The 24,329-nt window shown below is 31.2% G+C and carries 14 protein-coding genes; 1 reads left to right on the top strand and 13 read right to left on the bottom strand.

Translation table 11 applies throughout. From position 1 onward, the window contains the following. The 6 genes from JOP69_RS18180 to JOP69_RS18155 form a co-directional block, all read right to left on the bottom strand. Positions 1-3,087, bottom strand: a complete 3,087-nt coding sequence (locus JOP69_RS18180; protein ID WP_203393461.1) for a TonB-dependent receptor — start codon at positions 3,085-3,087, stop codon at positions 1-3. A 237-nt stretch (positions 3,088-3,324) separates the two neighbouring features. Continuing rightward, positions 3,325-4,764 (bottom strand): hypothetical protein, encoded by a 1,440-nt coding sequence (locus JOP69_RS18175; protein WP_203393462.1) that lies wholly within the window; start codon positions 4,762-4,764, stop codon positions 3,325-3,327. Positions 4,765-4,800: 36 nt separating this feature from the next. Continuing rightward, positions 4,801-7,080, bottom strand: coding sequence for an alpha-amylase family protein (locus JOP69_RS18170; protein ID WP_203393463.1), 2,280 nt, complete (start codon positions 7,078-7,080; stop codon positions 4,801-4,803). 392 nt (positions 7,081-7,472) lie between these two features. Then, positions 7,473-8,600 carry a hypothetical protein gene (locus JOP69_RS18165; RefSeq protein ID WP_203393464.1) on the bottom strand — a complete coding sequence of 376 codons (1,128 nt, stop codon included), beginning with the start codon at positions 8,598-8,600 and terminating at the stop codon, positions 7,473-7,475. A gap of 92 nt (positions 8,601-8,692) precedes the next feature. Next, on the bottom strand, positions 8,693-10,615 hold the full coding sequence (locus tag JOP69_RS18160; protein ID WP_203393465.1) for an FAD-dependent oxidoreductase: 1,923 nt from the start codon (positions 10,613-10,615) through the stop codon (positions 8,693-8,695). A 168-nt stretch (positions 10,616-10,783) separates the two neighbouring features. Continuing rightward, positions 10,784-12,430 (bottom strand): sulfatase, encoded by a 1,647-nt coding sequence (locus tag JOP69_RS18155; RefSeq protein WP_203393466.1) that lies wholly within the window; start codon positions 12,428-12,430, stop codon positions 10,784-10,786. A gap of 1,439 nt (positions 12,431-13,869) precedes the next feature. Between JOP69_RS18155 and rfbD the strand changes: the two genes are divergently transcribed. After that, positions 13,870-15,927, top strand: a complete 2,058-nt coding sequence (rfbD, locus tag JOP69_RS18150) for a dTDP-4-dehydrorhamnose reductase (RefSeq protein ID WP_203393467.1) — start codon at positions 13,870-13,872, stop codon at positions 15,925-15,927. Positions 15,928-16,378: 451 nt separating this feature from the next. On the opposite strand, the gene JOP69_RS18145 is transcribed toward rfbD, so the two are convergent. The 7 genes from JOP69_RS18145 to JOP69_RS18115 all read right to left on the bottom strand — a co-directional run bounded on the left by JOP69_RS18145 (position 16,379) and on the right by JOP69_RS18115 (position 24,286). Then, entirely contained in the window at positions 16,379-16,624 is a 246-nt protein-coding gene (locus tag JOP69_RS18145; RefSeq protein WP_203393468.1) for a hypothetical protein, read from the bottom strand. After that, positions 16,591-18,045 (bottom strand): family 43 glycosylhydrolase, encoded by a 1,455-nt coding sequence (locus JOP69_RS18140; RefSeq protein WP_203393469.1) that lies wholly within the window; start codon positions 18,043-18,045, stop codon positions 16,591-16,593. The genes JOP69_RS18145 and JOP69_RS18140 overlap by 34 nt, the downstream gene beginning before the upstream one ends. A gap of 29 nt (positions 18,046-18,074) precedes the next feature. Beyond that, positions 18,075-18,869, bottom strand: a complete 795-nt coding sequence (locus tag JOP69_RS18135) for a GDSL-type esterase/lipase family protein (RefSeq protein WP_203393470.1) — start codon at positions 18,867-18,869, stop codon at positions 18,075-18,077. Between the two features lie 115 nt (positions 18,870-18,984). After that, positions 18,985-19,992, bottom strand: a complete 1,008-nt coding sequence (locus JOP69_RS18130) for an L-rhamnose/proton symporter RhaT (protein WP_203393471.1) — start codon at positions 19,990-19,992, stop codon at positions 18,985-18,987. 205 nt (positions 19,993-20,197) lie between these two features. Further along, a complete protein-coding gene (locus JOP69_RS18125) occupies positions 20,198-20,518 on the bottom strand; it encodes a hypothetical protein (protein WP_203393472.1) in 321 nt (106 codons plus the stop codon). Positions 20,519-20,651: 133 nt separating this feature from the next. Beyond that, positions 20,652-22,733: a glycoside hydrolase family 127 protein gene (locus tag JOP69_RS18120; RefSeq protein WP_203393473.1), complete on the bottom strand. Its 2,082-nt coding sequence runs from the start codon at positions 22,731-22,733 to the stop codon at positions 20,652-20,654. A 20-nt stretch (positions 22,734-22,753) separates the two neighbouring features. Continuing rightward, positions 22,754-24,286, bottom strand: coding sequence for a sulfatase (locus JOP69_RS18115; RefSeq protein WP_215602619.1), 1,533 nt, complete (start codon positions 24,284-24,286; stop codon positions 22,754-22,756). Between the last annotated feature and the right edge of the window lie 43 nt (positions 24,287-24,329).

The raw sequence follows: 24,329 nt of genomic DNA, 5'->3' as shown, positions 1-24,329 counted from the left end.
TTAAAAATTAATGTTTACCCCTAACATATATTGTGAGGATATTGGTCCAGTATTTTTATCTAAACCTCTTGCTTGTATACCACCGCCTACTTCTGGGTTATAACCAGAATATTTAGTTATGGTTAATGGGTTTTGAGCTCTTACGTAAAAACGTAATCTACTAAGTCCCATTTTTTCTAAAGTCTTTTTAGGAAAACTATACCCCATAGAAACTTGTCTTAATCTTAAGTAAGAACCATCTTCTAACCAAAGATCACTATATCCTAAAAAGTTGTTATGTCTTGTTACATCATTTCTGTAAGTAGGTACTGTAGAGTTTTGATTTTGTGGAGACCATTGATAAATTTGATCTTTATGTCTACCAAAACCATATGCCCAAGCATCAAAACCATTCATTATCTCTTGCCCTAATGCAGCATACCAATTCATTGAGAAATCCCAATTTTTATAGTTTGCATTAAACGTATATCCTAATTCATATTCAGGTAAACCACTACCGCTATAAACTCTGTCTGATTCATCTAAAACGCCATCATTGTTTTGGTCTATAAATTTAGTATCTCCCATTCTAGCATTTCTATCAATATTGCTTTGGTATTCTGCTAATTTTACTTCTGTATCTAAAATACCATCTGTTCTCCATAGGAAAAAAGCTGCTGCTTCACGCCCTACGGCCAATGCTGTAACTCTAGATTGTTGTGGTGCTCTACCCACTAGACCATTATCTGTAGTTAACTGAAATTTAGTATCTCCACTAATTTTTGTAACTTCATTTTGGTTTGTAGAAAAAGTACCATTCATTCTATATCTAACATTTCCTACTTTTCCTCTAAATCCTAATGCTAATTCTAAACCAGAATTAACCATATCTCCAACATTTAAAACTACGGTTGCATTGTTACCTCCACCCGCTGAATTAGGAATAAAAACAGGAAACAACATGTTTGATTTATCTGAATGATAATATTCTGCCGAAAGTGTTAATCTATTTCTTAAGAATCCAAAATCGAATCCAATATTCTGCTGCGTTGTTTCTTCCCATTTTAAAACTCTATTTACAAAGTTTTCTTGAGTAGCTCCTAAACTAACTGCTCCTGTAGAAGATGCGTAATTAATATCTTGAGAAATCCCTGCAGAATATAAATAATCTCCAATTCTATCTACACCAACTGTACCTTGACTTAATCTAAGTCTAAAGTTATTTACAGTTCCTTTATATTTATCCCAAAAAGGTTCATCAGAAACATTCCAAGCTAATGCGATTGATGGAAATGTACCCCATCTATTATCTACCGGAAATTTAGAAGATCCATCTCTACGTAAACTAGAACTTAAAATATATTTCCCTTTATAACTGTATTGAAGTCTACCTATTAAACCAATTCTAGTTTGAGTATAATCATTTCCTGAAGAAACAAACTGAGTTCCTGTTGCTCCATTTAACACTTGTACATCATCATTAGTAGCACCATTTCTAGTTGCAGTAAAGGCTTCACTTGTGTTTTTTGCTCCAGAAATAAAAGCGGTAAGTGTAAGATCATGATCTTCGGCAAACACTTTATTATAGATTGCACCAAATTCTGCTACTAAATTGGTAGTAAACCTAGTTCTATTAGATACAAAACTATCTTCTGGCTGACTTTGTAATACTGGTGGATTTTGATTATTATAAATTTCTTGATACGGTCTGTAAATTTTACCAATACTATTAATAGAAGTAATACCTAAATTACTAGAAAGATTTAAATGTTCTGTTGCCTGATACTTTAAATTAAGTGTTGCTGCAGATCTTGTAGTTTTATAATTATTAGTAGTTCTTAAACTTTCAATAACCCAACCTAATCTATTTACATCATCTCCACCTTGAGACAATTCATCTAAATTATCTAAATTTACACCATTTTGAGTAGGTCTATACACAATAGATTGTGATAAAAGATTTCCTTGAGGAATATCTCTACTATCTGTATTCATAGAAACACTAGATTGAATTCTTAGCTTATTTTTTTCATAAACTGTACTTGCTCTAATATTAAAACGATTATATCCCGAATTAATCTGTAGTCCATCTTGACTAAAAAACCCTGCAGAAACATTATAAGTGATATCTTCTGTACCTCCAGAAACATTTACATTATAATCTTGTGTTGGTACATCATTAGTAAAAATTAAATCACTTAAGTTAGTTTCATTTAAAAAAGTTCTTGGTTGTTGTAAAATCTGTAAACTAACTTGATCATCATAACCTCCATTTACATTTCTATTTTGAACAACATCAAAATAAGTTTGCTCTACAGAATTCATTAAAGGCACTGCTGCTCTTCTATGTTGTATTGCATAACTAGCATTTACTCTAACTTGTAAAGAACCTGGTTTACCTTGTTTAGTTGTAATTAAAATTACACCTGTAGCTCCACGAACTCCATAAATAGCAGTTGATGCAGCATCTTTTAATACGTTAATAGTTTCTACATCTGAAGGTGGAATTCCTGGATCTCCATCTTGTATAACGCCATCTACAACATATAAAGGAGTATTATCTCCAGACAAAGAAGTAACACCTCTAATTAATATTTCTGATGTTCCTCCTGGTTCTGAAGAAGAAACAATATTTACACCAGATACTTGTCCCTGTAAAGCCGATCCTAAATCAGAACTAACAACACTCTGTATGTCTTCTGCTTTTACTTGAACTACCGCACCCGTTATTTCTTTCTTTTTAACGGCTCCATACCCAATTACGACTATTTCTTGTAGGCTTTCTACAGACGGATCTAAAACAACATTCATCGTTGCATTTTTAACCTTTAAAACTTTCTGCGTCATACCAATGTAACTAAACTCTAAAAGATCTCCAACATTGGCTTTAATAGAGAAAAGTCCATCAAAATCGGTTGAAACACCATTTTTTGTACCTTTTACAACAACACTTACTCCTGGTATTGGCCCCTGATCTTCAGAACTTGTTACGGTTCCGGATACCTTAATTGACTGCGCATTGGAGCTAAACTGACACAACAGCGCAAAGAGTAAAAGCAAGAAACTACCTGCCTTGGCTTTACTCAATAATAAATTTAAAATTTTCATGTATTTAATTTTGAATTTGATTGAATTTGTTTGCTTTTGTAAACTCTTATGATAAAAAAACCAACTATTAATTATATAGTCTACATTTTTTAACATAAAATTACGATTACAAAGTAACAGCATAATCTCAATTTTAGATATATGTCATTTATCTCTTTATTACTGTATTTTATCCTTATTATATGTTATTTTACTTCTTTAAGGTAATATCAGTCTAACTTTAGAAACGTTGGAAAACTATATTTTTAAAGAATCTAAAACATGATCCTCTGATTTTAAAACTCTTACTATCAAATCTATGGAAGTAATTGATTTATCTATCGATATTTTAGTCTGAAGTATAAATACTTTTAATGGATTCACTTTTTCTAATTTTATCTCTTTTATTATTTTACCTCTCTTATTTTTTAAATATAGAAAAGCTTGTCCTTCCATAAAAACCCCATAAGACCCCTTTAAAGTTTGAGTATCTTTTTTTAACTGTAATTTACCTGTAATAATACCTGCTAGATTTACATCTAAAACTGGCGAAGTTTCAATTTTTGCAGCTCCATGAATTTCTTTATAGGTAAAACTCTCTTTTGGCTGTAACGTATATAAAGGTGTTTTTACTTCCGTTTCTAAATATCCGGTTTCTAATCCACTACAAAAAATAGCCATATTTATGCCATGGTCATATTCTTTAGAAGCATCATAAGGTTCCATAATTTTTACAAATGCAGTGTTTGTAATTTTATTTACATAACAAATCCAAGATTTGGATGATATAATATGTAAACCAGCCATTGCATTGTAATCATATTCAACTTCATAAATTCCGGGTGCAACTTCGCCTTTCCAATTGGTTCCTTTATTAAAATATTTTTTTACATCTTCTGTGTTATTTTTATCAATCTTAAAACGATTTCTATTGATAAAATTCCAACGTTGTTTTGGCGTTGCAGAAATTTCGAATTGTGCTCCGCTTGGTAATTTCAATTCTTCCGAAAAAGGAATAAAAGCACTAAAATTATGTCCGTCTTGTAATTTTGAATCACTCCAAGAAACATGTTGGCTAGAAATCATCAATCCTTTTTTAATTGTTTTGTCTCCAACATTTTTTAATGTATGGTAGATGTAAACCAAGCTAGAATTGGATTCTATATACAAACTTCTACCATATTGAATTTTCTCATCAATTTTATCTGGATATAAAAATTTCTTTTCTTTTCCGAAGAAAAAAGGAACCGGTAATTCTTGCACACCAGATTGCACTTCAATAGTTTTCTTTCCTTCGGAATTTTCTCCAATAGATACCTTATAAGGTGAATCTCCAATTACAACTGGCGGCGGCCAACGTTTAGATTTGTTTCCATTTTTATCTATGGATGAATTTTCAATTGGCAATGGCACTAATCGATAACCACCAAAGTTGCGCCATTCATTCATTTTTACTTCCTCTGAAGACCCAAAAGACTTACCCTTTAATTTTGGATTTACCCATAAAGAAGGAACATCACCTAAATTATATTCTAAAATTCTACCAGCGGCTTCCGGCACAACCGCCAAACTGATATATTTATTTTTAGCGACGTACACATCACTCCACCCCCAGTTGTTGTAGTTTTTTTCTACTGAAATTGTTTTTTCTTGAGAAAAAGCACAAATACTGAATAAAATTAAGAAGTAATTTTTCATTTTTTAGTTATTTATAAAAGTAAAAGTATATCGTTTTTATTTCTCGGAAACCTCTACGAAATAGACTTCATAAGGCTTAAGAACCGGCGTTGATGAAGCAGGAATTCCATTTATAAGATCTTTGCAAACAGGTTTACTTTCTTTATTAGAAAACGAAACTTCTAATTGAACTTTATTTTTACCTAAATTAATAATTGAAAGTAAGTTTCTACCATGAGCTGTTTTTATAGAACGCCAAGTACATGTTTTAAAATCTGAATCTGTTTTTTCTGTAACTACTATTTCTGGTAACGCCTTTTTACTTCTTAAAAAAGAAAATGCTTTTAACTGCATTTCCTCCAAAGAATTTAAAATAAATAAATTATTACTTTTTGATTCTAAGCTTTTTAATGGCTCGCCATATTCATTACTTTTAAAACTATTCTTATCCATAATAACACTACCTCCTTCATCTAAATACTGCTGTACAGCCTCAAACTCTGTTTCCGTTACGTGTTCCGTATTGTAAATTAAAATAACATCCCAATTGGCTTTATCCTGTTTTTTAATGATATTTTTAGTCGCAAACCCTAAAGAAATTCCTTCAAAATTTAAACGTTCATATACATCAAAAATACCATCCATATAATCTCCTTTTTGTTTTGCAGCGGTCTTCGAATAAAAAATTCTAATTGGTTTTCTTTGATTTTGAAAAGCTGTAACCTCTTCAGAAAAAGTATTTAAATCGATTAAAGTATTCTCTAATTCAAATGTAACTCTTGGTTGCTGATTGTTAGAACCAGCATAACCATCTGTTAAATTTCTACGCAAAGAGCCATCATTTTGTCTTGGCCAATACCAAGTTTGAGACGCATTTAAACCTAACAAATGAGCAGCCCAATAAGTTGCTCTAACATATTTAGGATTCATATTTAAGTCTCTTGTATGGCTTCCGCTTAACAAATGACTTTCTGAATTAAAATTAATTTGATTTGGTTTTATCGATTTTAAGAAATCATAACCCATAAAAAGTTCTCTCCAACCAAACACATATTTCTTATCCCAATCAGAATGTATTTTTTTGGGTTTTATATTATTATAATGTGCGGCAATATCGTTTCCATTAATATCAGATAATTCTGTTAAAGCTTCTAAATCTATACCTGCATCTGCATTATTATCGGTAAAAATTGATGGCATTATTTTTAAATGTACTTTTGCCTTCGGATCATTCTTTAATAATTCTGCTTTTAAAAATTGAAACCAATCTATCACTCTTTCTTCATTAAAAGTAGTCCAATCATACCATTTAGGAGTACCTCTTTCTGATAAATCTACAGGCAATAATTTTTCTATTTCACTAAAATTAACAAGGTTCGTTTTCCAAAGAGAATTTAATTGCGCAATTGTTTTGTGTCTTTTTTGAAGCCATATTTCAAATTTTTTAATTGTATAATTAGAAACATCCTGTCTAAACCACACTTTCTTTTTTCCATCTGTGTAATTTGCCCAACGTGGTTCATTCGTTAACATATAACCTAATTGCGTAAATTTTTTATCTTTTAAAAAAGGCACAGTTCCTTTAAATAAATTTGACATTAAAATTCTTGCTCCAGGATTATCTATGTCATACTTTGTAAATGGTTTTCCTTGAATTTCACCAAACTCTTCTCCAAACTCTGTTAAAGTCCATTTTGGAATATTTTTTTGAGAAACAAACACAAAACCTGCTTTTTGGCTATAACTTTCCTTAATTTTTTTAATTGTTTGAGGAGTAATTTCACCTTTTTTATTCTTTACTTGAGAAGGACTTATTAAAAAAACATCTAATTCTCCAAAATATTTATCTAATTGATTTGTACCTGGTTTCCATGTATAATCAGACAGAAAAACAGGTCTATTTCCATTTACTAAAGTGTTTTCTTTGATAGCTATTTTATGCCAATTTGGTCTTATATATTTTTTTCTAAAAATTTCACCTGTCAATAATTCATTGGCATTTTGTATACTTTCATCTAAAAGAAGTAACATGTCCTTTTTTTCAAAATCAGGCAAATTAGTTGCCATTTCTGCCGCTTTCTTTTTATAAATAGCTACTTTTTTATAAAGTTTTGTGTTCTCATCAATATTATTTTCATCCCATTTTGCAAATTTTCTAAATATATCTACTGTATTTAAAGCCAATTTTTCTTTATAATTATCAATTTTTTTTAATTCTAATTTTTCCACTAGATTTTCTAAAACTGATACTTTAGATTTTATTTGTTTTTCTAAAGATTGAGAAAAAAGGCTTACACCAAGAAAAAGAAAAATCACCAAGATACTTTTTTGAATCATAATCTATTTTTATTTAATAAATGAAGTCTTTTATTTTTTAATGTTTAATACTATTTCTTTACCAAAACTGATTAAATTGTTCTAGTAATAGTTTTACAATTTCAAGATTATTTTTAAAAATATTTTTTAGTTTCTAATCTTGTTTCTTTTATTAAATCTAACCTAGAAGGACTCTAAATCACCTATAAACAAGATGCACTATTAAACAACAAATACCTTCCTTACTAAAGCATTAATATTTGGTGTAATTGCAATTTTTGATACATCAATTAATACATATCGGCAATTTATCATAATATTGATACGAAAAATTGCTAAATAGTACCTTTTACCCCCTCAAAATTACCATACTTAAGAAGTTTGAGTGATACAATTTAAAAGCAAAAATGATATTATAATGAAGATTTGTTTTCTTTTTCAAAATTTTGTAGAAGCTCCTTTTGAGTTGCTGATAATTGCTGATTTTTTAAAAACCAATACGCTCTTCTTGCCGTTATAAAATCTGATTTTAAAAGTGGTAATACATTTTCTACCACTTTTTTAGAAATGGGATTTTTAGCCTGTATTACATCTAGAAAAAAAGAAACCTCTTGATAAGAACTTAACTTCGGGATTTGATTGCTTAAGCGATCTAAATAAGAACTTGACACCTTGTAATTTATTAATTTCAAAGACCGAATTGCCGCTAACTTCTGTGCCGTTTTTCCCTTTACAAAAACCTCTTCTGTTGCTGAAAAATAAATATTTGCAGGCGCTTTCTCTATATAAGCAAAGGTCGATTTTAATAAAATTTCTTCTTCTAAAACTCTTTTGGTTATGACCTTAATAAAAGGCGTTGTGTAATTTTTTCTTCGTTCTAAATCATGCAAAGCAATCTTAAAATAAGCTTGATTTTCATCAACCAAAAAAACTTTTAATTGTTGCTCTGAAACGGATTCTCCTGTAATTTCTTTAATTTTCTGCACAATATCTCCATTTGCCCAATGCCATAAAGTAAAACAAGTTAAAGCCGCACCAGGAACTGTATCTTTTTCATCTAACTCTAAAGCTGTTGCTCCAGAAACAGCATCTGTATCCTCATCACTATGTTTATCAACTACAGTTAAAATTTCATCTATAAAAACATCTTTAAAAGGAGAGTTTACATTCGCTAAAATTGTTTGTAATTTTAGATAATCTTGAGATTCAAATACAGCATCTTCATACTTTTCTAAAGTTGCTCCTTCTTCCAACTCATATTTCTGATATTCGCCAATGTCATTCCAAAAGATACGAACAGGAATAATTTTACAAACTTTTTCTAAACAAATTACAGATTGAACATCCATATAATAGGAAATAGGAAGTCCATTTTCATCTATATTTTGAATCAAAATAATAGTTACAGCCTCCTTTTCTCCCGGATGCGTTATCTCTATTTTATGTTGAATTGTTTTATAGGGATCTACAGGAATATCCACACCACTTATCAAAAGAAGTGGAACGAGTATCCAAAAATATATTTTTATAAAATGTATCATTTATGTGGATGAATCTATATTAGGAGATCAATATAGATTCATATTCTTTAATTTATGTAATTTTCTGTAAATCAAAAGTAGTTATCAGTCTATTATGCATAACAACGCAACTCAAAAAGTTTTACATTCTCAGCGCCATAAGTTTCTGTCATTTTTACTCTAATAGCTGTCGTTTTTACGCTGCTAAACTTCATTTTAATCAAACGTGTTCTGTTGTCTGTTATAGCACCTAAGGCTATCCAACTTCCATTCACTCTTGCTTCAAAACTTACTGCTTTCAACATTTCTTTAGGTACAGAATTCCCATACAAATCGTCATTTTTACTGTCTTTACGCATCATAATATTACGATTCACATTGGTATCGCATTTAATTTCTATGGCTGATAATGTAACTGGAGCTTCCCATTCTGCTTGAATTTCTGCTGAAAGTCCATCCGATTGCCAATGATTTATTTCTCCGTAAATATCTCTCGAAATTCCGTTTGTTAAATTTTTAGCATCACCAGAAGAAGTAGATGAACCAAAAATGGTACTTGCCTTTTTAGCCAAATCTTTTGGGTCGTTGGCATTTCTCTTCGGAATAAAAACATCATCACGTAATAATTGTTCCTGTAATTCCTTTATATGTTTCTTAGCGACTTCTCTAGGGTTTATATTGTATTTATTACAAATAGTAGCTGCGGTACCAACTGCCTGACCTTCTAAAGCACATGTTGCCATAATTCTACTCGATGAAAGTGCAATATGCGTCTGACTCACATTTCTACCAGCAAATAGTAAATTAGACACATTTTTAGAATACAAACTTCTAAACGGAAATTGATAGACTTCTTTAAAATGATAATGAAAATAACTTGGTGGTTCAGAAATATTCTCTATCCCTCCAGGATTGTGCTCATCTAAAGACCAACCCCCAAAACCAATCGCATCTTCAAAATGCTTGTGTTCTGTCATGTCCTTTTCCGACAGAATATAATCTCCAACAAAACGACGAGACTCTCTTCTTCCGGGTAAAGAACCTACCCAATCTAAGGCTAAATTTTCTGCTTCAGGAAACTTACCAGAGTTTTTAATATAATCCCAAACACCATGTAAATAGCCCATTAATTTATGTCTATTCACTTCTGCTTCTGCAATAATATCATCTTCACTCCCAACTTCTATCCACCAAACACCATCTCTAAATCCAGCAAATTTTCTTCTTTTATTTGCACCTTCATGCGTGTATTTAATAGCATAAGAAGGAGGAGAATACTTCATAGGTTTCCCCATATCTTTAGAAGACATTAATAAAGTTGCGCCCATTTGCCATCCATCTGGCTCATCTGGTGCATATTTTTCATTAAATTCTGCTTTCCCTTCTCTACCTGTTCTGTATTCTGCACCAGAAGTTGCAGCTAACAATCCATCACCAGAACAATCAATAAAAATGGGTGCATTAATTGTAAACATGGTTTCGGTTGTTGCTTGCCAACACATTGCAGATTTTATTTTATTTCCATCCATCACCGCATCTACCGCTTGGGTATTTAACATCAATGTAATGTTAGGCTCCCTCACCACAAAATCATATAAAACATGATCGAAAACAGGAAAAGATTCTTGCTCATTTTCAAAACGATTGTGCAATAAAATTTCTTCTATAATTCCTGTTTCTCTTTCTGCTTTTCCCTTAATATTATTTACTCCGTTTAAATGCACACGCATTTCACTGGAAGCATTTCCTCCTAAAACAGGTCTATCTTGAATTAAAACCGTTTTAGAACCATTTCTTGCAGCAGCAACTGCAGCACAGATTCCCGCTGCTCCACCACCAATAACAGCAACATCATATCCGTTTGTTTTTTTTCTTGAATTCGCTCCTGTTTTCCCCGTTCCTAAATGAAACCATTTATCATTTTCTCTATCATACACCATATCATTTGTACTTGCACATGACGATGCAATCATAGGTATTGCTCCGACTGCAATGGCAGCTGTTGCTCCTTTTTTGAAAAAATCTCTTCTTTTCATTTTAATGTTGTTTTATGGATTATTTCTTACCAATATATTTTTTGCTTTTCAGCATAATTCAATGAAATCCAAGGGACAATTTTTATACAAATATTATATCTCCCGCAGATTTCGCTGATTAGCGCAGATTTTTAGTCTTCTTTGAAAATCTTCATCACCTCTAAAATATTAAATAGATTTCTTTGGAATATTTCCTTGCCAACCTTTAATAAATTGAATCATTAATTTTTCAACTAAAGCTGTATTTTCATTAGCGATATTCTTTGTTTCCGTTGGATCTGTTTGATGGTCATACAACTCTACAAAAACAGGCTCCTTCTCTTTGTTTGTTCTATCTTTCCAAACAATAAATCTGTATTGAGCTGTTCTCATGGCATAGCCCATTAAGTTGTTTTCAAACAAATCTCTGTCCCATTTTTCTTTTTGTTGATTTTTAATTTCCCCTTCAACCTCTTTCAATAACGGACCAAAATAAGTCTCTCTCATTGCTGGTCGTATTGGAAAGCCACCCCATTCTCTTAATGCTGGTGAAGGAAACTGACTAAACGCAGCATCTTTCCAAGGTTTTTTAGGGTTTTCTATTAATGGAGTAAAACTTGTTCCTTCTACATGTTTTGGAATTTCTAAACCTGCTAATTCTGCTAACGTAGGATACATATCTACCAATTCTACCAAAGCATCTGTGGTTTTTCCTTGACTTCCTTTTGGCATATCTGGTGTCCAAATTAATAACGGAACGCGTGTTGCTATTTCATAATTCGTTGCTTTTCCCCAAATACCCATATCACCTAAATGCCAACCATGATCACTCCAAACAATAATTATGGTATTTTCTCTTAAGCCTTCTTTTTCTAAAGCCGCAATCATTTTACCAATCTGAGCATCAACATAACTTACACATGCTAAATATGCATGTTTTAAGGTAATTGCTAATTCTTTATCAATAGGTCCTTGCTTCGGAATTCCGCTTCTTACACGTAATTCAAAAGAAGGATGTAACCCCATTGTTGCTCCATTTTCTGGGCCTTCAGTTTGGGTAGCTAGTTTTATTTTTTCTCTATCGTATAAATCCCAATACTTTTTTGGTGAAACCCAATTTAAATGTGGTTTATTAAAACCTAATCCTAAGAAAAAAGGTTTGTCATTTTTAGCCGCCATTTCTTTCATGGTTGCAATGGCTAATTCTGTATTATAGCCATCTACATAGGTATTGTCTGAAACATCTGCAGATTCATAAGCAACTCCAGAAGCCAAACCAAATTTAGCTACAGCACCATATTTTGCATTCATTTCTTTTCGTGTTTTTACACGATCTAAATTGTTCTTTTCTAAAGCAAAACCTACTGGTTTTTTTATGCCTTGCATACTATCTAAAGCTGGTAATCTACTCCATGATTTCTCATCATCTAAATCTCCATGATGAAAAATCTTCCCCATGTACACCGTTTCATAACCGTTATTTTTAAAATGTTGCGGCAGGGTAACCACATCTGGATTTACGTCTCTAAATTTGATGTAATTATGAAAAACCCCACTTGTTTCTGGTCTAATCCCTGTTAACAAACTAGCTCTTGATGGCCCGCAAATAGCTTGCTGACAATACGCATTTTCAAACAACAATCCTTCACCAGCAAGTTTATCTAAATTAGGACTTACAGCAATATCGGATCCGTAACAGCCCAATTCTGGACGTAAATCATCAATACCGATAAATAGGATATTAGGTCTTTTCTTAATTTTCTGATTCAATTCTTTTTGTGAAGAATTGCAACTAAAAAAGAGCAAGCTAAAAGCTGCTAAAAAATAGATTCTCATTATTATAAAATTATAAATTAGTACTGCAATTTAAATATCATTTTTGAGATAATAGTAGTTTAAAGGATTACAAAAACTTAACATTGTAGTATTTATCATTATAATTAACTTAATTTTAAATAAAAAAAAGTATCTAAAAAAAATAAAATAAACACTTGTTTAACAGTGTTTTAAAAACCATAAACACTTATTATTTTCCTTATTTATAACTTAACTTTTATTTTTAACTATTTTACAGGCGTAACAATTTACATTTCTTAACAATAGTACTTCACAAATTATTAAAAGTAACTTTAGTATTAATTTTTCGCTTCTTAAAATAGAAGATGACACTTCTATAAACAGAAAAACACTGTTAAGGAGCTAGAAAGTTTAACTATTATAAGTCCACTCAATAGAAAAAATCTTTAATATGGAGATGCTTTTAATACCGTTGGTAAAGCCTTATTAAATGCTAAAAACCTAGAAATATCAGAGAAAACATCGGAGCTTTTTCGTTTTTAAATATTTTTTGTGATAGCCTTACTACCAATTACCTTTATTGGGTTTATGATTAGAAGTCGAACTACACCTTTAAAACAAAAAAAAGCGACACAAAATCTCAAGATTTATTAATCGTTAAAAACAAAGAACTTACGATGAGTACACTTCAAATAATTAAAAAAAATTATATAAACTTTAAAGGATCTTCTTAAAAACGAATTTAGATATTGGAACAAAAGTCCTTTTAAAAGCAGGAAATAATCGTTCTATAAGTTTATGAAACTCCTTTAACAGCCTTTCCCCCTCTTTCAATATAGGTTTTCACAAACGTTTACAGGGAAAAACACCCAATTTAACTTCTGGCAACTTAAAGGTTTGTGCGTTGATAAAACCTAACTTTTACGGTAAAGAAATGGTACGTCTTTTAGGGGTTTCTTTTAGAAGTGTTCATATTCTAGGACATCGCCTAAAAAACAAATGAGCTTAATCATAGAGGTAGATTTAACCAATTATATAAATGCTATTTAATTTGTTAAATTAATTTACAAACTGCATGTTTAAGGTATTTTTCAGAGCTATAAAATCTCTTAAAATTGAATTAATTTCACAAAAAGTTGATTATTAACCAACTTTTATTATATTTGGAAAAAATGTGCTAGTAGAATTAATACAATTTAAGTAAAAAAGTTGCTGATTTTTATGTTTAGATGAAATACTTCGTACAAACATAAATACTATTATAATCATTTCCCCAATGTTTATTTATCTTCTGACATACTTAGAATATTTTACCCACAACATCAACAAAGTGTACTTAAAAATATTGCTAAATTTTTAAGTTTACAAAAAACACTTCATCTCTTAAATACTTTTTTAATCGTTTCCCTCGTCGATTAATGTAAGATTTATTAAAGTGAGTGAAATAGAAAAATGTTATTAAATTAAAATTGAAAAAAATGAAGGAGGGAAAAATTAAAAACATTCTTATTACAGGAAGTGATGGGCGGTTAGGCCAAGAATTACAAGAAATTGTAACTAAACAGGAAAGTAACTATACTAAATCAAATTTCCACTTTACAAATAGAAATTCTCTAGATATCACTAATTTAAAAGAACTTAGAGAATACATTGAATCTAAGAGTATTGATACTATTATCAATTGCGCAGCGTATACCGCTGTTGATGATGCCGAAAAAAATCCTGAACTTGCATACTTAATCAATACTGAAGCAGTGAAAAATATGGCAGAATTGTCATTGCAAAAAGGGATTAGACTTATTCACCTTTCTACTGATTTTGTTTTTGAAGACAATAAATTTAGACCTATTAATGAAGAAGATACTACTGGTCCTAAAAATATATATGCCAAATCTAAACTAGCTGGCGAAAATGAGATTAAACGCATTAACCCTGCAAACTCAATCATTATACGTACCTCCGGTTTATATAATCGCTTTGGCAATAACTTTGTTAATACAATTTTAAAGCTTGGGGAAAACAAAAAAGTTTTAGATATTGTATGTGATCAGTTTAATACTCCCACTTACGCAAGAGATCTAGCAATAGCCATCTTAACTATACTAAATCAAAATATAAAACCCTCTAAATCTTTAACGATATACAATTATAGTAATGAAGGAAGTTGTTCTAAATATGATTTTGTTAAAGCAATATTTGAACTTAGTAATATTAAATGTAAAGTCAATCCTATTAGTGCAGAACAATATCCTAATGCGGCAATACGTCCATATTACAGTGTATTAAGTAAAGAAAAAATTAAAAAAGACTTTAACATACAAATACCCTATTGGAGAGAGTCTCTTAAAGAGTATCTTAAAATTATAAATATTGGTTTAAATAAAAAACATAAAATAGGTATTATTGGTTCTGGCTTTATTGGAAGTGGTTTGGCAAAGTTATTAGCAGAAAATAAAAACTATGATATTTCTGGTATTTTAACACGTTCAGATGCCCGTAAACGTAATGATTTTGCACAACATAGCTTTCTTACAAATTCGTTAGAAGACCTCATAGAATCTTCAGACTTAATTGTTGAATGTAGTGGAGATGCTATTTATGCCACTGAAAGTATCGATAAGATTTTAAAAGCTTCTATACCCGTAGTTACTATGAACTCTGAGTTTCACGTAACAACAGGATCATACTTTGTTGATAAAGGATTAGTGACTGAAGCAGAGGGAGATCAACCAGGTGTTCAAGCTATCCTTCATGAAGAGGCTCTTGAAATGGGATTCAAGCCATTGGTTTATGCCAATATTAAAGGCTATTTAAATGAAAAACCTACACTTAAAGATATGATCTATTGGGGAAATAAATCTAACCTCAGTCTTGAAATGGTAACATCATTTACAGATGGTACAAAGGTAGAAATTGAGCAGGTTTTAGTTGCCAATGGCTTAGGTGCAGGAATAATACAAGAAGGATTAGTAAAACTTTCTAATGATAATATGCTTGAAGGAGGCTCTATACTTGCCGATAAGGCAAAAGAACTAGGGTACCCTGTCAGTGATTACTTACTTTCATCAAAATTACCGGCAGGAGTTTTTCTTATGGTAGAACATGATGAAGATCAAAAAGGTTCTTTAAAATATTATAAACTTGGTGATGGGCCATACTATGTTTTAGAACGTACCTACCATCTTTGTCATTTTGAAATAATTAAGACAATTAAACGTGTATTAACAGGCGGTGGTGTATTATTAAACAATAGTAAAAAACCTAAATTTAGTGTAGCGGCTGTTGCAAAACGCGATTTAAAGGTTGGAGATAAAATACAAAAAGGCATCGGAAGTTTTGATGTAAGAGGCACCGCTGTTGAAATTGTTAATAATCTGTCTCATGTTCCTATAGGACTGATTGCTAATGCTACTATTATAAAAGAGGTAAAAGAAGGTGAAAAAATTACTTTTGATGATATAGATATACCAGAAAGTTTGGCTTTAAAAGTTTGGAAAGAAATACTTGACAAAAGTAAAATACTGGAGTGTGTTTGATAATAAGCACATCCTTTAGCTTCTAAATTAGATAATTTACGATTCAACCACCTAATGGCAACATCAATTTTATTTATTCTTGAAGTTAAATAATAATGACTTATTTTTTTTGGTCTCATTATTTTTTTGATTCTTTTATTGGGATTCTGATGTGCTTAAAAATGTAATTCATAATTTCTAGTTTTTAATTAATTTGGATTTAAGAAATATATACTCTTAAATAGATGATTGCTATCTAGTTTTGGATTAAGAAAAATCACCCTTTAATCTTTTTCTTTTTACTCTTGTTTTTGTTGCTTTCTTCTTATTTCGGAATTATAAGCGAAAAGCCTTTAACATTATCTTTTCTTGGATAAGTTGTCATTTTTTTCAGCTGAAGCAGTACCAGACACATTTGCAATGTCTGGTAGCTTTAAATTTATTTATCTCCCTAAAACAACTCATCTACTGCCTAGGTATTTAACATCAATATTAAGTTAGATTCTCTCACCACAAAATCATATAAAACAGAATCGAAAACAGGAAAAGGTTCTTGCTTCTTTTTAAAACGAACGAGCAATAAAATTTCTCTTTCTCTTTTTCCTTTAATATTATTTACTTTGTTTAAACACACACGCATTTCACTAGAAGCATTTCCACAAATTATAGCAATATTAAAATCACTTATTTTTTTATAATAATTGATTGAATTTCCCAACTTCCTTTATTTGCATTCAGAGAAGGTTCAATTCGTAATCGTTTTAATAATTCTTTTGGTTTACCATAGTCACTAATTTTGAAGCTGTATTCTTTAAATTCAGTATCATTTGAAGAAATGCAGAATTCAATTTTTAATTCTTTATCCCAATTTATATTTTGAGTATCATTCCAAAATGCATTTTTCGCTTCATGTGTTGCAATACTAATCGAAGCTTTCGTCGCATTACTTTTATTTTTTAAGCATAGAACAATTATTCCATTTTTTTTGACATCTACTGTTGGCCAAAGAGCACTTTCAATTATTGTTTTTTCATTAATATCACCTTTTATTTTTGCTGAACTATCCCAATTTACGCTAGTACCTTGCACTCCTTTCCATCCCATTGCTGTAGTTTTAAAATTCCACTCTCTTCCATTATTTGGAAAACCTACATCATCTTTAGGAACATTCACGGTACCATCTTCATTAAAGTAAAGTGGTTTTAATGAAATTCCGCGGTAAAATAAACTAATGTCTTTATTTTCCATTACAACATAATACTGTCCTTTCCACTGAAAAACATCATTATGCCCACCCTCAAGAAATTTACCAACATAAACATAAGGCCCTTTTAATTTTTCAGACATTGCATATTGTCCTCCCCAAACGAGATAATAAAACGCACCTCTTTTAAACACAGTAGATTTATCAGCAGTCCATTTGTCGTTACCTTTTTTATCAGTTACAATAACAGCTTTAGGCTCATCTGCTAGGGTAATCATATCCTTTCCAAGTGTGACCGCATAATAATGTCCTGCTCCAAAAAACATTGTATAAACACCATTTTCTTCATAAACTGCGGGATCATAAGGAGGTCTGTTGCCAATTATCCCTTCGGGAAGTAGTGGTTTTCCCAGAGCATCATGCCAAGGACCTTTTGGTGAATTAGCAATCATAACTCCCGTACTAATATTACGATTAGAAAAGTACCAATAATAGTTAAACCCTACTTTTACAATATCTCCAGCCCAACAATTTGGCAAATCGCCAATGTAAGTTTGTATGGGTAGAATTTCGCCTTCCTTTCTCCAATTAATTAAATTATTTGTTGAACGGATCTCCCAACGATCCATTCTCCAAGTATCTTCTGTATCCCAACTTTCATCATGACCTCCAAAAAGATAAACTCTATTATTATCTACCAAAACATGAGGATCTGTTAATCCCTCTTCTGGAAATAGGTTTAGGTTTAAAATAGGTTTAGTTACATTGTTTTCAGTATAGCTAGGAGGAATTGCAGCTTTTGCTTTTCGAAGCAGTTCAGCACGAATTTCTGGTGCTTTCTCAAAAAACATTTTTTTATTTGCTTTTTCTTTTTCTGACTTAGATGTACAACCAAAAGCAAGTGTTAAAATCAAAACAAATTGAACTAGTTTCATGTTTTATAAGATTATTTATATTTGTACTTCTACTCTTTATTTGTTAACTCTAAAATCTTTTTTCTCATTATTGGATTCCAGATTTCATATCCCAATTTATTTAAATGCATCCCATCCTGAATAAAAATATCCGTTTTCAATGTTCCATCTGCATGCAACATCGGAGTGGCTAAATCAATAAAATGAACATTTTTTTCTTTTTTACTAAAATTTAAAAGCTCTGTATTAGTAATTGCTTTGTTCTTGCGGATATCTTTTCCTATAAAATCATCTACCATAACAGGTTTCATAGAAAGTAGTAAAATGGATGTTTTAGGAAAATCTGTTTTAATCTTCTCTACCAGTTTTTTAAACACATCTACAGCTTCTTCTGGCGCTTTTCCTTGCTCAATATCAATATCACAATAAATGGCGATAATTGAAGGACTGTATTTTTTTATAAGTGAGTTGTAATGAAATATAATTTCATGCATATTCATTCCTCCAATCCCTCTGTTAATAACAGAGAAATCTGGAAATGAAATAGACGTTTTCCAACCAGCAATACTTGAACTTCCAACAAATAAAATTGAATTTTTTGAAAATGAATTCTTATCATCAAAATTCTGGAAATTAGCAACTGCTTTTTCCATTCTATCACTTCTTGTTACACTAATAGTTTTGGGAGTTTTTTTATATTTATCTTGATTTTGATGAAACAAAGACATCGCCTTTTTATACTTTTCTGGATGTAAATTATAATCTAATTTATGATCCTTCCAATACGTTCTAGATTCTTTATAAAAAGAATATTTAACCGCATCAGTTACCGTCTCATTTTTCAAACAATTCTGAAGAAAATCTACAAACTGAACATCACTAAGCTTCGTTTTTTCTTGCGACGAAATACTACTACTAAGGCACAAAAAAATTATGAATAATACTCTAAACATTTTTATTTTATGAAACACCATTTGCATAACCGATAATTACCACAGCAATAATCAACACTAAAAGACCAAATAGCATAATGTTAAAAGGCTTTTTAGCATCTTTCCATTCTTTATTAAGATATGCCCAAAAATTACCCACTATAAGTGACAAGCCTAATAATATTGGCCATCCTACTACAGCTCCTAAATCTCCCATTAAAGTTGCTCCTTGTCCATAAACTCCCAAAGCACCAAACCATAATAAAGCAGCAACAATAGCCCACATATAAGCTTTCCCTGCATTAGGTGTAGAGAAGGAATTCCATGTTTTGTTCTTCATCAATAAAAAGATAGCATACCCTGCATTCACAATAAAACCACCCCATAAAACAACAACCCAAATAGCTAAACTACTATTTCTAGGTATTGCGCCAGACGAAATAGCCAAAGAACCAATTTCACCACCTTTATCAAAACCAATAGCTAATGCAGCTGATAAAAGTCCACTTAAAACAGCAATAATAATTCCTACTTTTAAATTAACTTTCTCATCCTTATTATCAACCTTCTGCAATCTATCTTTTAAGATACCTGCATAAGCCGTTATAGCAACTCCAATTAGCATTACAATAACTCCTGTAATAATGTATGGAAAAGAAGCCAATCCCTTAAAATTATCTAAGCCAAAGAAAGGAATTAAACTACCTGCAGCAGCACAAACTCCCATTACAATTCCGTAGGTTAAAGACATACCAATATAAGGCACACTTTTTCCAAACATAATACCACCAACACCCCAAAGTGCACCAAATGTCATTGCTAATAATGTAGTATTAAGAGACGCGTTTGAAAGTACCGTAAATAAATCTGGCACTACAAGAAGTCCCCATATTGTGGGCACAAGAATTAATGCAAAAACTGAATGTACCAGCCACCAAGCCTCCCATTTAAGAGGTGGCATAAATTTCATTCCAAGTCCAAATGAGCCCTGAAATACACTTGCAAAAATTACTAGTAAAAGTGGTAAAAATTCCATAATTATAATTAAGTTTTATTTATAAAATTAAAATGGTTTAAACTTTTTTATTTGACGCAGGAAATAGACTCCTTTAACTCAGTTGAAGGCTTTTTTCTGCTGAATAGCATCATCGCTATGGAGCAATAAAAAGACAAAAAATGAGTAAAAAGCAACATTCTATAGTCAAATAAGAAATACTTAAACCACTTTGAATGCTTATTAATTATTCTTTGATTTCCATAAATTCTATAGGAGCTCCATTGTGCACAATAAAAGTAACTCTTACACCTTCTCCAGGTGAAAACGTAGGTACTAAAATTTCTTTCCCTTCTATAGCTTCCTCCATATTATCAACATAATAAGCAACGTGAGGTAAAGTCCTCATCATTTCTGGCATTGGGCTATCGTCATCAAATTTTACCCATTCAATTTTATATTCATCTTTGTCAAATTCTGTAAAGTGAATTTTTCCTGGTTCATAAAAACCATCCCATTCTTTTTCTTCTGTTGTAGGTATTCCGATGTGACTAAATTTGTAATTCATAATTTTATTTTTTTTGTTATTTAATAATTGGTAAACATATTTGTAATAATAAAAGAGGAACCCATCCTATTCGGATATTTAAACTTCGCCCAATGTCTTATTTCATCAATAAATATATTGAGCAAAATTTATTTTATTCCATTAGTATAGGAACCCAAACACTCATTTCTGCCTGACCTCTATTAGCCCATGCAAAATAAGGCACAAATTGAGCTTTATAAGTATCCCATTTGATGTCAGTCATTTTTCTATACATTCCTTTTTTATCATCCTTACGTAATTTTACATTACCGTTAATTGTAGATATACCTCCTAAAAGGTCTGGTTTGTAAGTTGCCGTTAATTTCGATTTTACAGGAAGATACACATCTAAAATATCAGTTCCTTTAGGTAAATCTGGAGATTCAATACAGTATACAACCGGCCCTCTTTTAATAGCTGCTTGATTTCTAACTTCTTCAATTAATGGATGTCCTTCTAATAACGTAACATTCATTGGCATATCTAAAGTTAATACATCGCCTTTAATCCATTTACGATTCACGATAGCGAAGTTTCCACTTTTAGGTGCAATACCAGACGGTTTTCCATTAATTAAAATTTTTGATCCTCTTGCCCAATCCGGAATTCTTAACATAATATCAAATGCTTCTTTTTTACTCTCTTCAACAGTAATATCTACTTTTCCTTCCCAAGGGTATTGGGTAACTTGCGTTAATTTTATTGAAGATCCATCTAATAATTTAGTCGATAATTTATTTCCTCCGTATAAGTTTACGGCTATTCCGTTTTCCGATAAACTATACGCCCATCCTGAAACTTTTGCGATGGTACGTACTAAGTTTGGCGGACAACAAAAACATGGGATATATGGCTGACGAACATCAAATTCTGTATCATTCCCTGGATCATAACCATCATGACTTACACGAAGTGGGTTTGCATAAAAATAATCTTTCCCTTCAACACTAATACCGGACAAAGCACTATTAAAAAGCACCAATTCCATAATATCTGCATATTTAGATTCTCCGTTTAACCCTAACATTCTATAACTAAACATAGAGTTACAAATATTGGCACAGGTTTCATTATATGCTGATAAATTTGGCATCATATATTCATTAATAAACCCTTCATGAACCATATCTACATGAGATGACACCCCATGATGTGTTTGTCCGACTGCACCAGTAACATACATTTTCTTATTCACTACATTACCCCAAAGTCTATCTAAAGCATCAATTAAAGCTTGCTCACCTGTTTCTGCAGCAACATCTGCAGCTCCAGCATAAAAGTATAATGCTAATACAGCATGACCTTCTGCTGTTTTTGCCTTACGAATTGGTGTGCGCTCTTGCACCATATCTCCAATAAACTTATAATTTGAAACAGCTGTAGGTTCTACTTTAGATTGCCCTCTTAAATTGATAAATAACTCAGCTAATTCTAAATATTTCTTATCATTTGTTGTTCTATACAATTCTACCAACCCCATAATTTGAGTTTGATTAAAACCAAAACGTTTTAAATCTCCTTTTGGTTCTGGCATAAATTTATTATAAAGAAAATCTGCATTCTTAATTGCTAAATCTAAAAAGTTCGTTTTCCCTGTAATACGGTAATGAATACATGCACTTGTATAAAGATGTCCAAAATTATACATTTCATGATGCTGTCTGTTACCAAAACGATCCATGTCTGCTTCAGTTTGAACTTGCGTATGTATGTAACCATCTTCTGCTTGTGCTTTTTTAATTATTTCAATATACTCATCAAGATCTTTTATAATTTTCTCATCTTTATTTTGAGCATAAATGTACATTGATGCTTCCATCCATTTATAGAAATCACCATCGTGCCATTTCATTCCTTGATGCTTTCCTTCTTTTAAGCCAGCAGCAATTTTAAAGTTATTTAAAGCATGACCAACATCTCCTGTTAAAAGTTTTCCCATGTAAGGTACCATCACTTTTTCGGCAACTTCAAATTTATCTGCCCAAAAACCATCTGTCCAGGTACAATCTCCAATATCGATGCTTTTTAATTTTACATACTTACTATTTGTATTATTAATAATACCCTTATGTGTATTTAACTTAAAATCTTTACTAGTTCTGGTTTTAACTGCTAAAGCTTTATCTTTTTCTACCTCTTGTTTGCAAGAAATTATCAGTAGAAAACCAAATACTGCAATTATCAGGTATTTCATTGTTTTTAGAATCATTGTTATTATTGTTTAGTTAAAATTTCTTGTAGTTGATTTTTTAAATCTGCCTTAATTTGACGATACTTTTTATTGTTGGCTAAATTTATCCACTCATACGCATCTTTAGTATGGTCGTATAATTCTTCTTTACCGTTTACATATAAGATGTATCTGTATTTTTCTGATCTTACTGAATAACTTTGCTTTTTAGTCTCATCACTTTTTAAAAGCCCTCTTACAGCGGTTAAAGCAACATCTGGTCCTTTCCATTGTGGATTTTTAGGGTTTTCTAAAAATGGTTTTAAACTGAATCCACTTAACGTTTTTCCTAATTCGTTTTTAGTATTGCTTGCTTTAATATTGGCAAAATCTGCAATTGTTGGATACAAATCAATTAATGATACTGGGTGTTTTATACGTTGTCCTTTGCTTCCTTTAATGCTAGGATCTTTTATAATCATTGGAATTCTTGTACTTTCTTCCCAAAGGTTATTTTTATATAAAAAATCTTTTTCGCCCATATTATACCCATGATCACTTACTAAAATAACTACGGTATTTTTATCAAAACGACTTTCTTTTAACGTTTTTAAAACCTTCCCAATTTGATCATCTGTAAAAGAAACACAAGCTAAATAAGCTTGTACATATGTTTTTAAACCATCATCTATATTTTTGTAAGAAGCTTCTAATTCTTGATAATGTTGCGTCCAAGGCATTGCCCATTTAAAAGTAGTACGGTAATACGTATCTTTATTATCATTCTTTTTTATCACCGGTACTTTTAACGTTTCTAAAGGATACATATCAAAATATTTCTGAGGAGCTACCAAAGGAGTATGAGGTCTCACAAACCCAACTGCCATAAAAAACGGTTTATCATTATTAAATTTATCCAATCCTTTTAATTTATCAACTGCCCATTCTGCACTTAATTCATCATTCATTAAATCACGATCATCATCATTTACATACTTAAATGGCTTTTTATTTTTCACATCATACCATCCTTTATAACCGGGTGCTTTATCAGTTACTTTCACATTTGGCACTTTTGCTAAAGACATAAATAAACCATCGTTTTTATTATCAGTATACGCCGCTGGCATGTTAGGATGTTTGGCTACCTTTTTACCATCGTAAGCATAAGGTCCAAAATCATTTTCTATTCCATATTCATTCCATTCAGATTTAACCCTGTGATGCATTAGTTTTCCAGTAGCATACGTTTTATATCCATTATCTCCCATAAATTGGGCGATGGATTTACTGTTACTTAATACCTTATTGATTGTCCAATCTGTAAACCAGAAATTATGTGAAACATGCGGATAAATACCTGTTAAAAAACTTGCTCGAGAAGGGGCGCAAATAGGTGTATTTGTATGTGCATTTGTAAACACGGTTCCTTCTTTTGCTAAGGCATCCATATTTGGAGTTTTTACTTGGGGATGTCCTCCTAAAAAACCTGTATAATCATTTAAATCGTCTACTACAATTAAAAGAATATTTGGTTTTTTCTCTTGAGCATAACCGTTTAAAAAAATACTTAGCAAAAATACACTACAAAAAGTTTTCAAAAATTTATAATTCATCATG

Origin of the sequence: Polaribacter sp. Q13 (assembly GCF_016858305.2) — a bacterium.
Lineage (GTDB): Bacteria > Bacteroidota > Bacteroidia > Flavobacteriales > Flavobacteriaceae > Polaribacter.
This window is presented reverse-complemented; position numbering and strand designations above follow the sequence as displayed.

Coding starts and splice junctions, on each gene's coding strand:
- JOP69_RS18180 (WP_203393461.1), bottom strand. CDS start 3,087: ATGAAAATTTTAAATTTATTATTGAGTAAAGCCAAGGCAGGTAGTTTC.
- JOP69_RS18175 (WP_203393462.1), bottom strand. CDS start 4,764: ATGAAAAATTACTTCTTAATTTTATTCAGTATTTGTGCTTTTTCTCAA.
- JOP69_RS18170 (WP_203393463.1), bottom strand. CDS start 7,080: ATGATTCAAAAAAGTATCTTGGTGATTTTTCTTTTTCTTGGTGTAAGC.
- JOP69_RS18165 (WP_203393464.1), bottom strand. CDS start 8,600: ATGATACATTTTATAAAAATATATTTTTGGATACTCGTTCCACTTCTT.
- JOP69_RS18160 (WP_203393465.1), bottom strand. CDS start 10,615: ATGAAAAGAAGAGATTTTTTCAAAAAAGGAGCAACAGCTGCCATTGCA.
- JOP69_RS18155 (WP_203393466.1), bottom strand. CDS start 12,430: ATGAGAATCTATTTTTTAGCAGCTTTTAGCTTGCTCTTTTTTAGTTGC.
- rfbD (WP_203393467.1), top strand. CDS start 13,870: ATGAAGGAGGGAAAAATTAAAAACATTCTTATTACAGGAAGTGATGGG.
- JOP69_RS18140 (WP_203393469.1), bottom strand. CDS start 18,045: ATGAAACTAGTTCAATTTGTTTTGATTTTAACACTTGCTTTTGGTTGT.
- JOP69_RS18130 (WP_203393471.1), bottom strand. CDS start 19,992: ATGGAATTTTTACCACTTTTACTAGTAATTTTTGCAAGTGTATTTCAG.
- JOP69_RS18125 (WP_203393472.1), bottom strand. CDS start 20,518: ATGAATTACAAATTTAGTCACATCGGAATACCTACAACAGAAGAAAAA.
- JOP69_RS18120 (WP_203393473.1), bottom strand. CDS start 22,733: ATGAAATACCTGATAATTGCAGTATTTGGTTTTCTACTGATAATTTCT.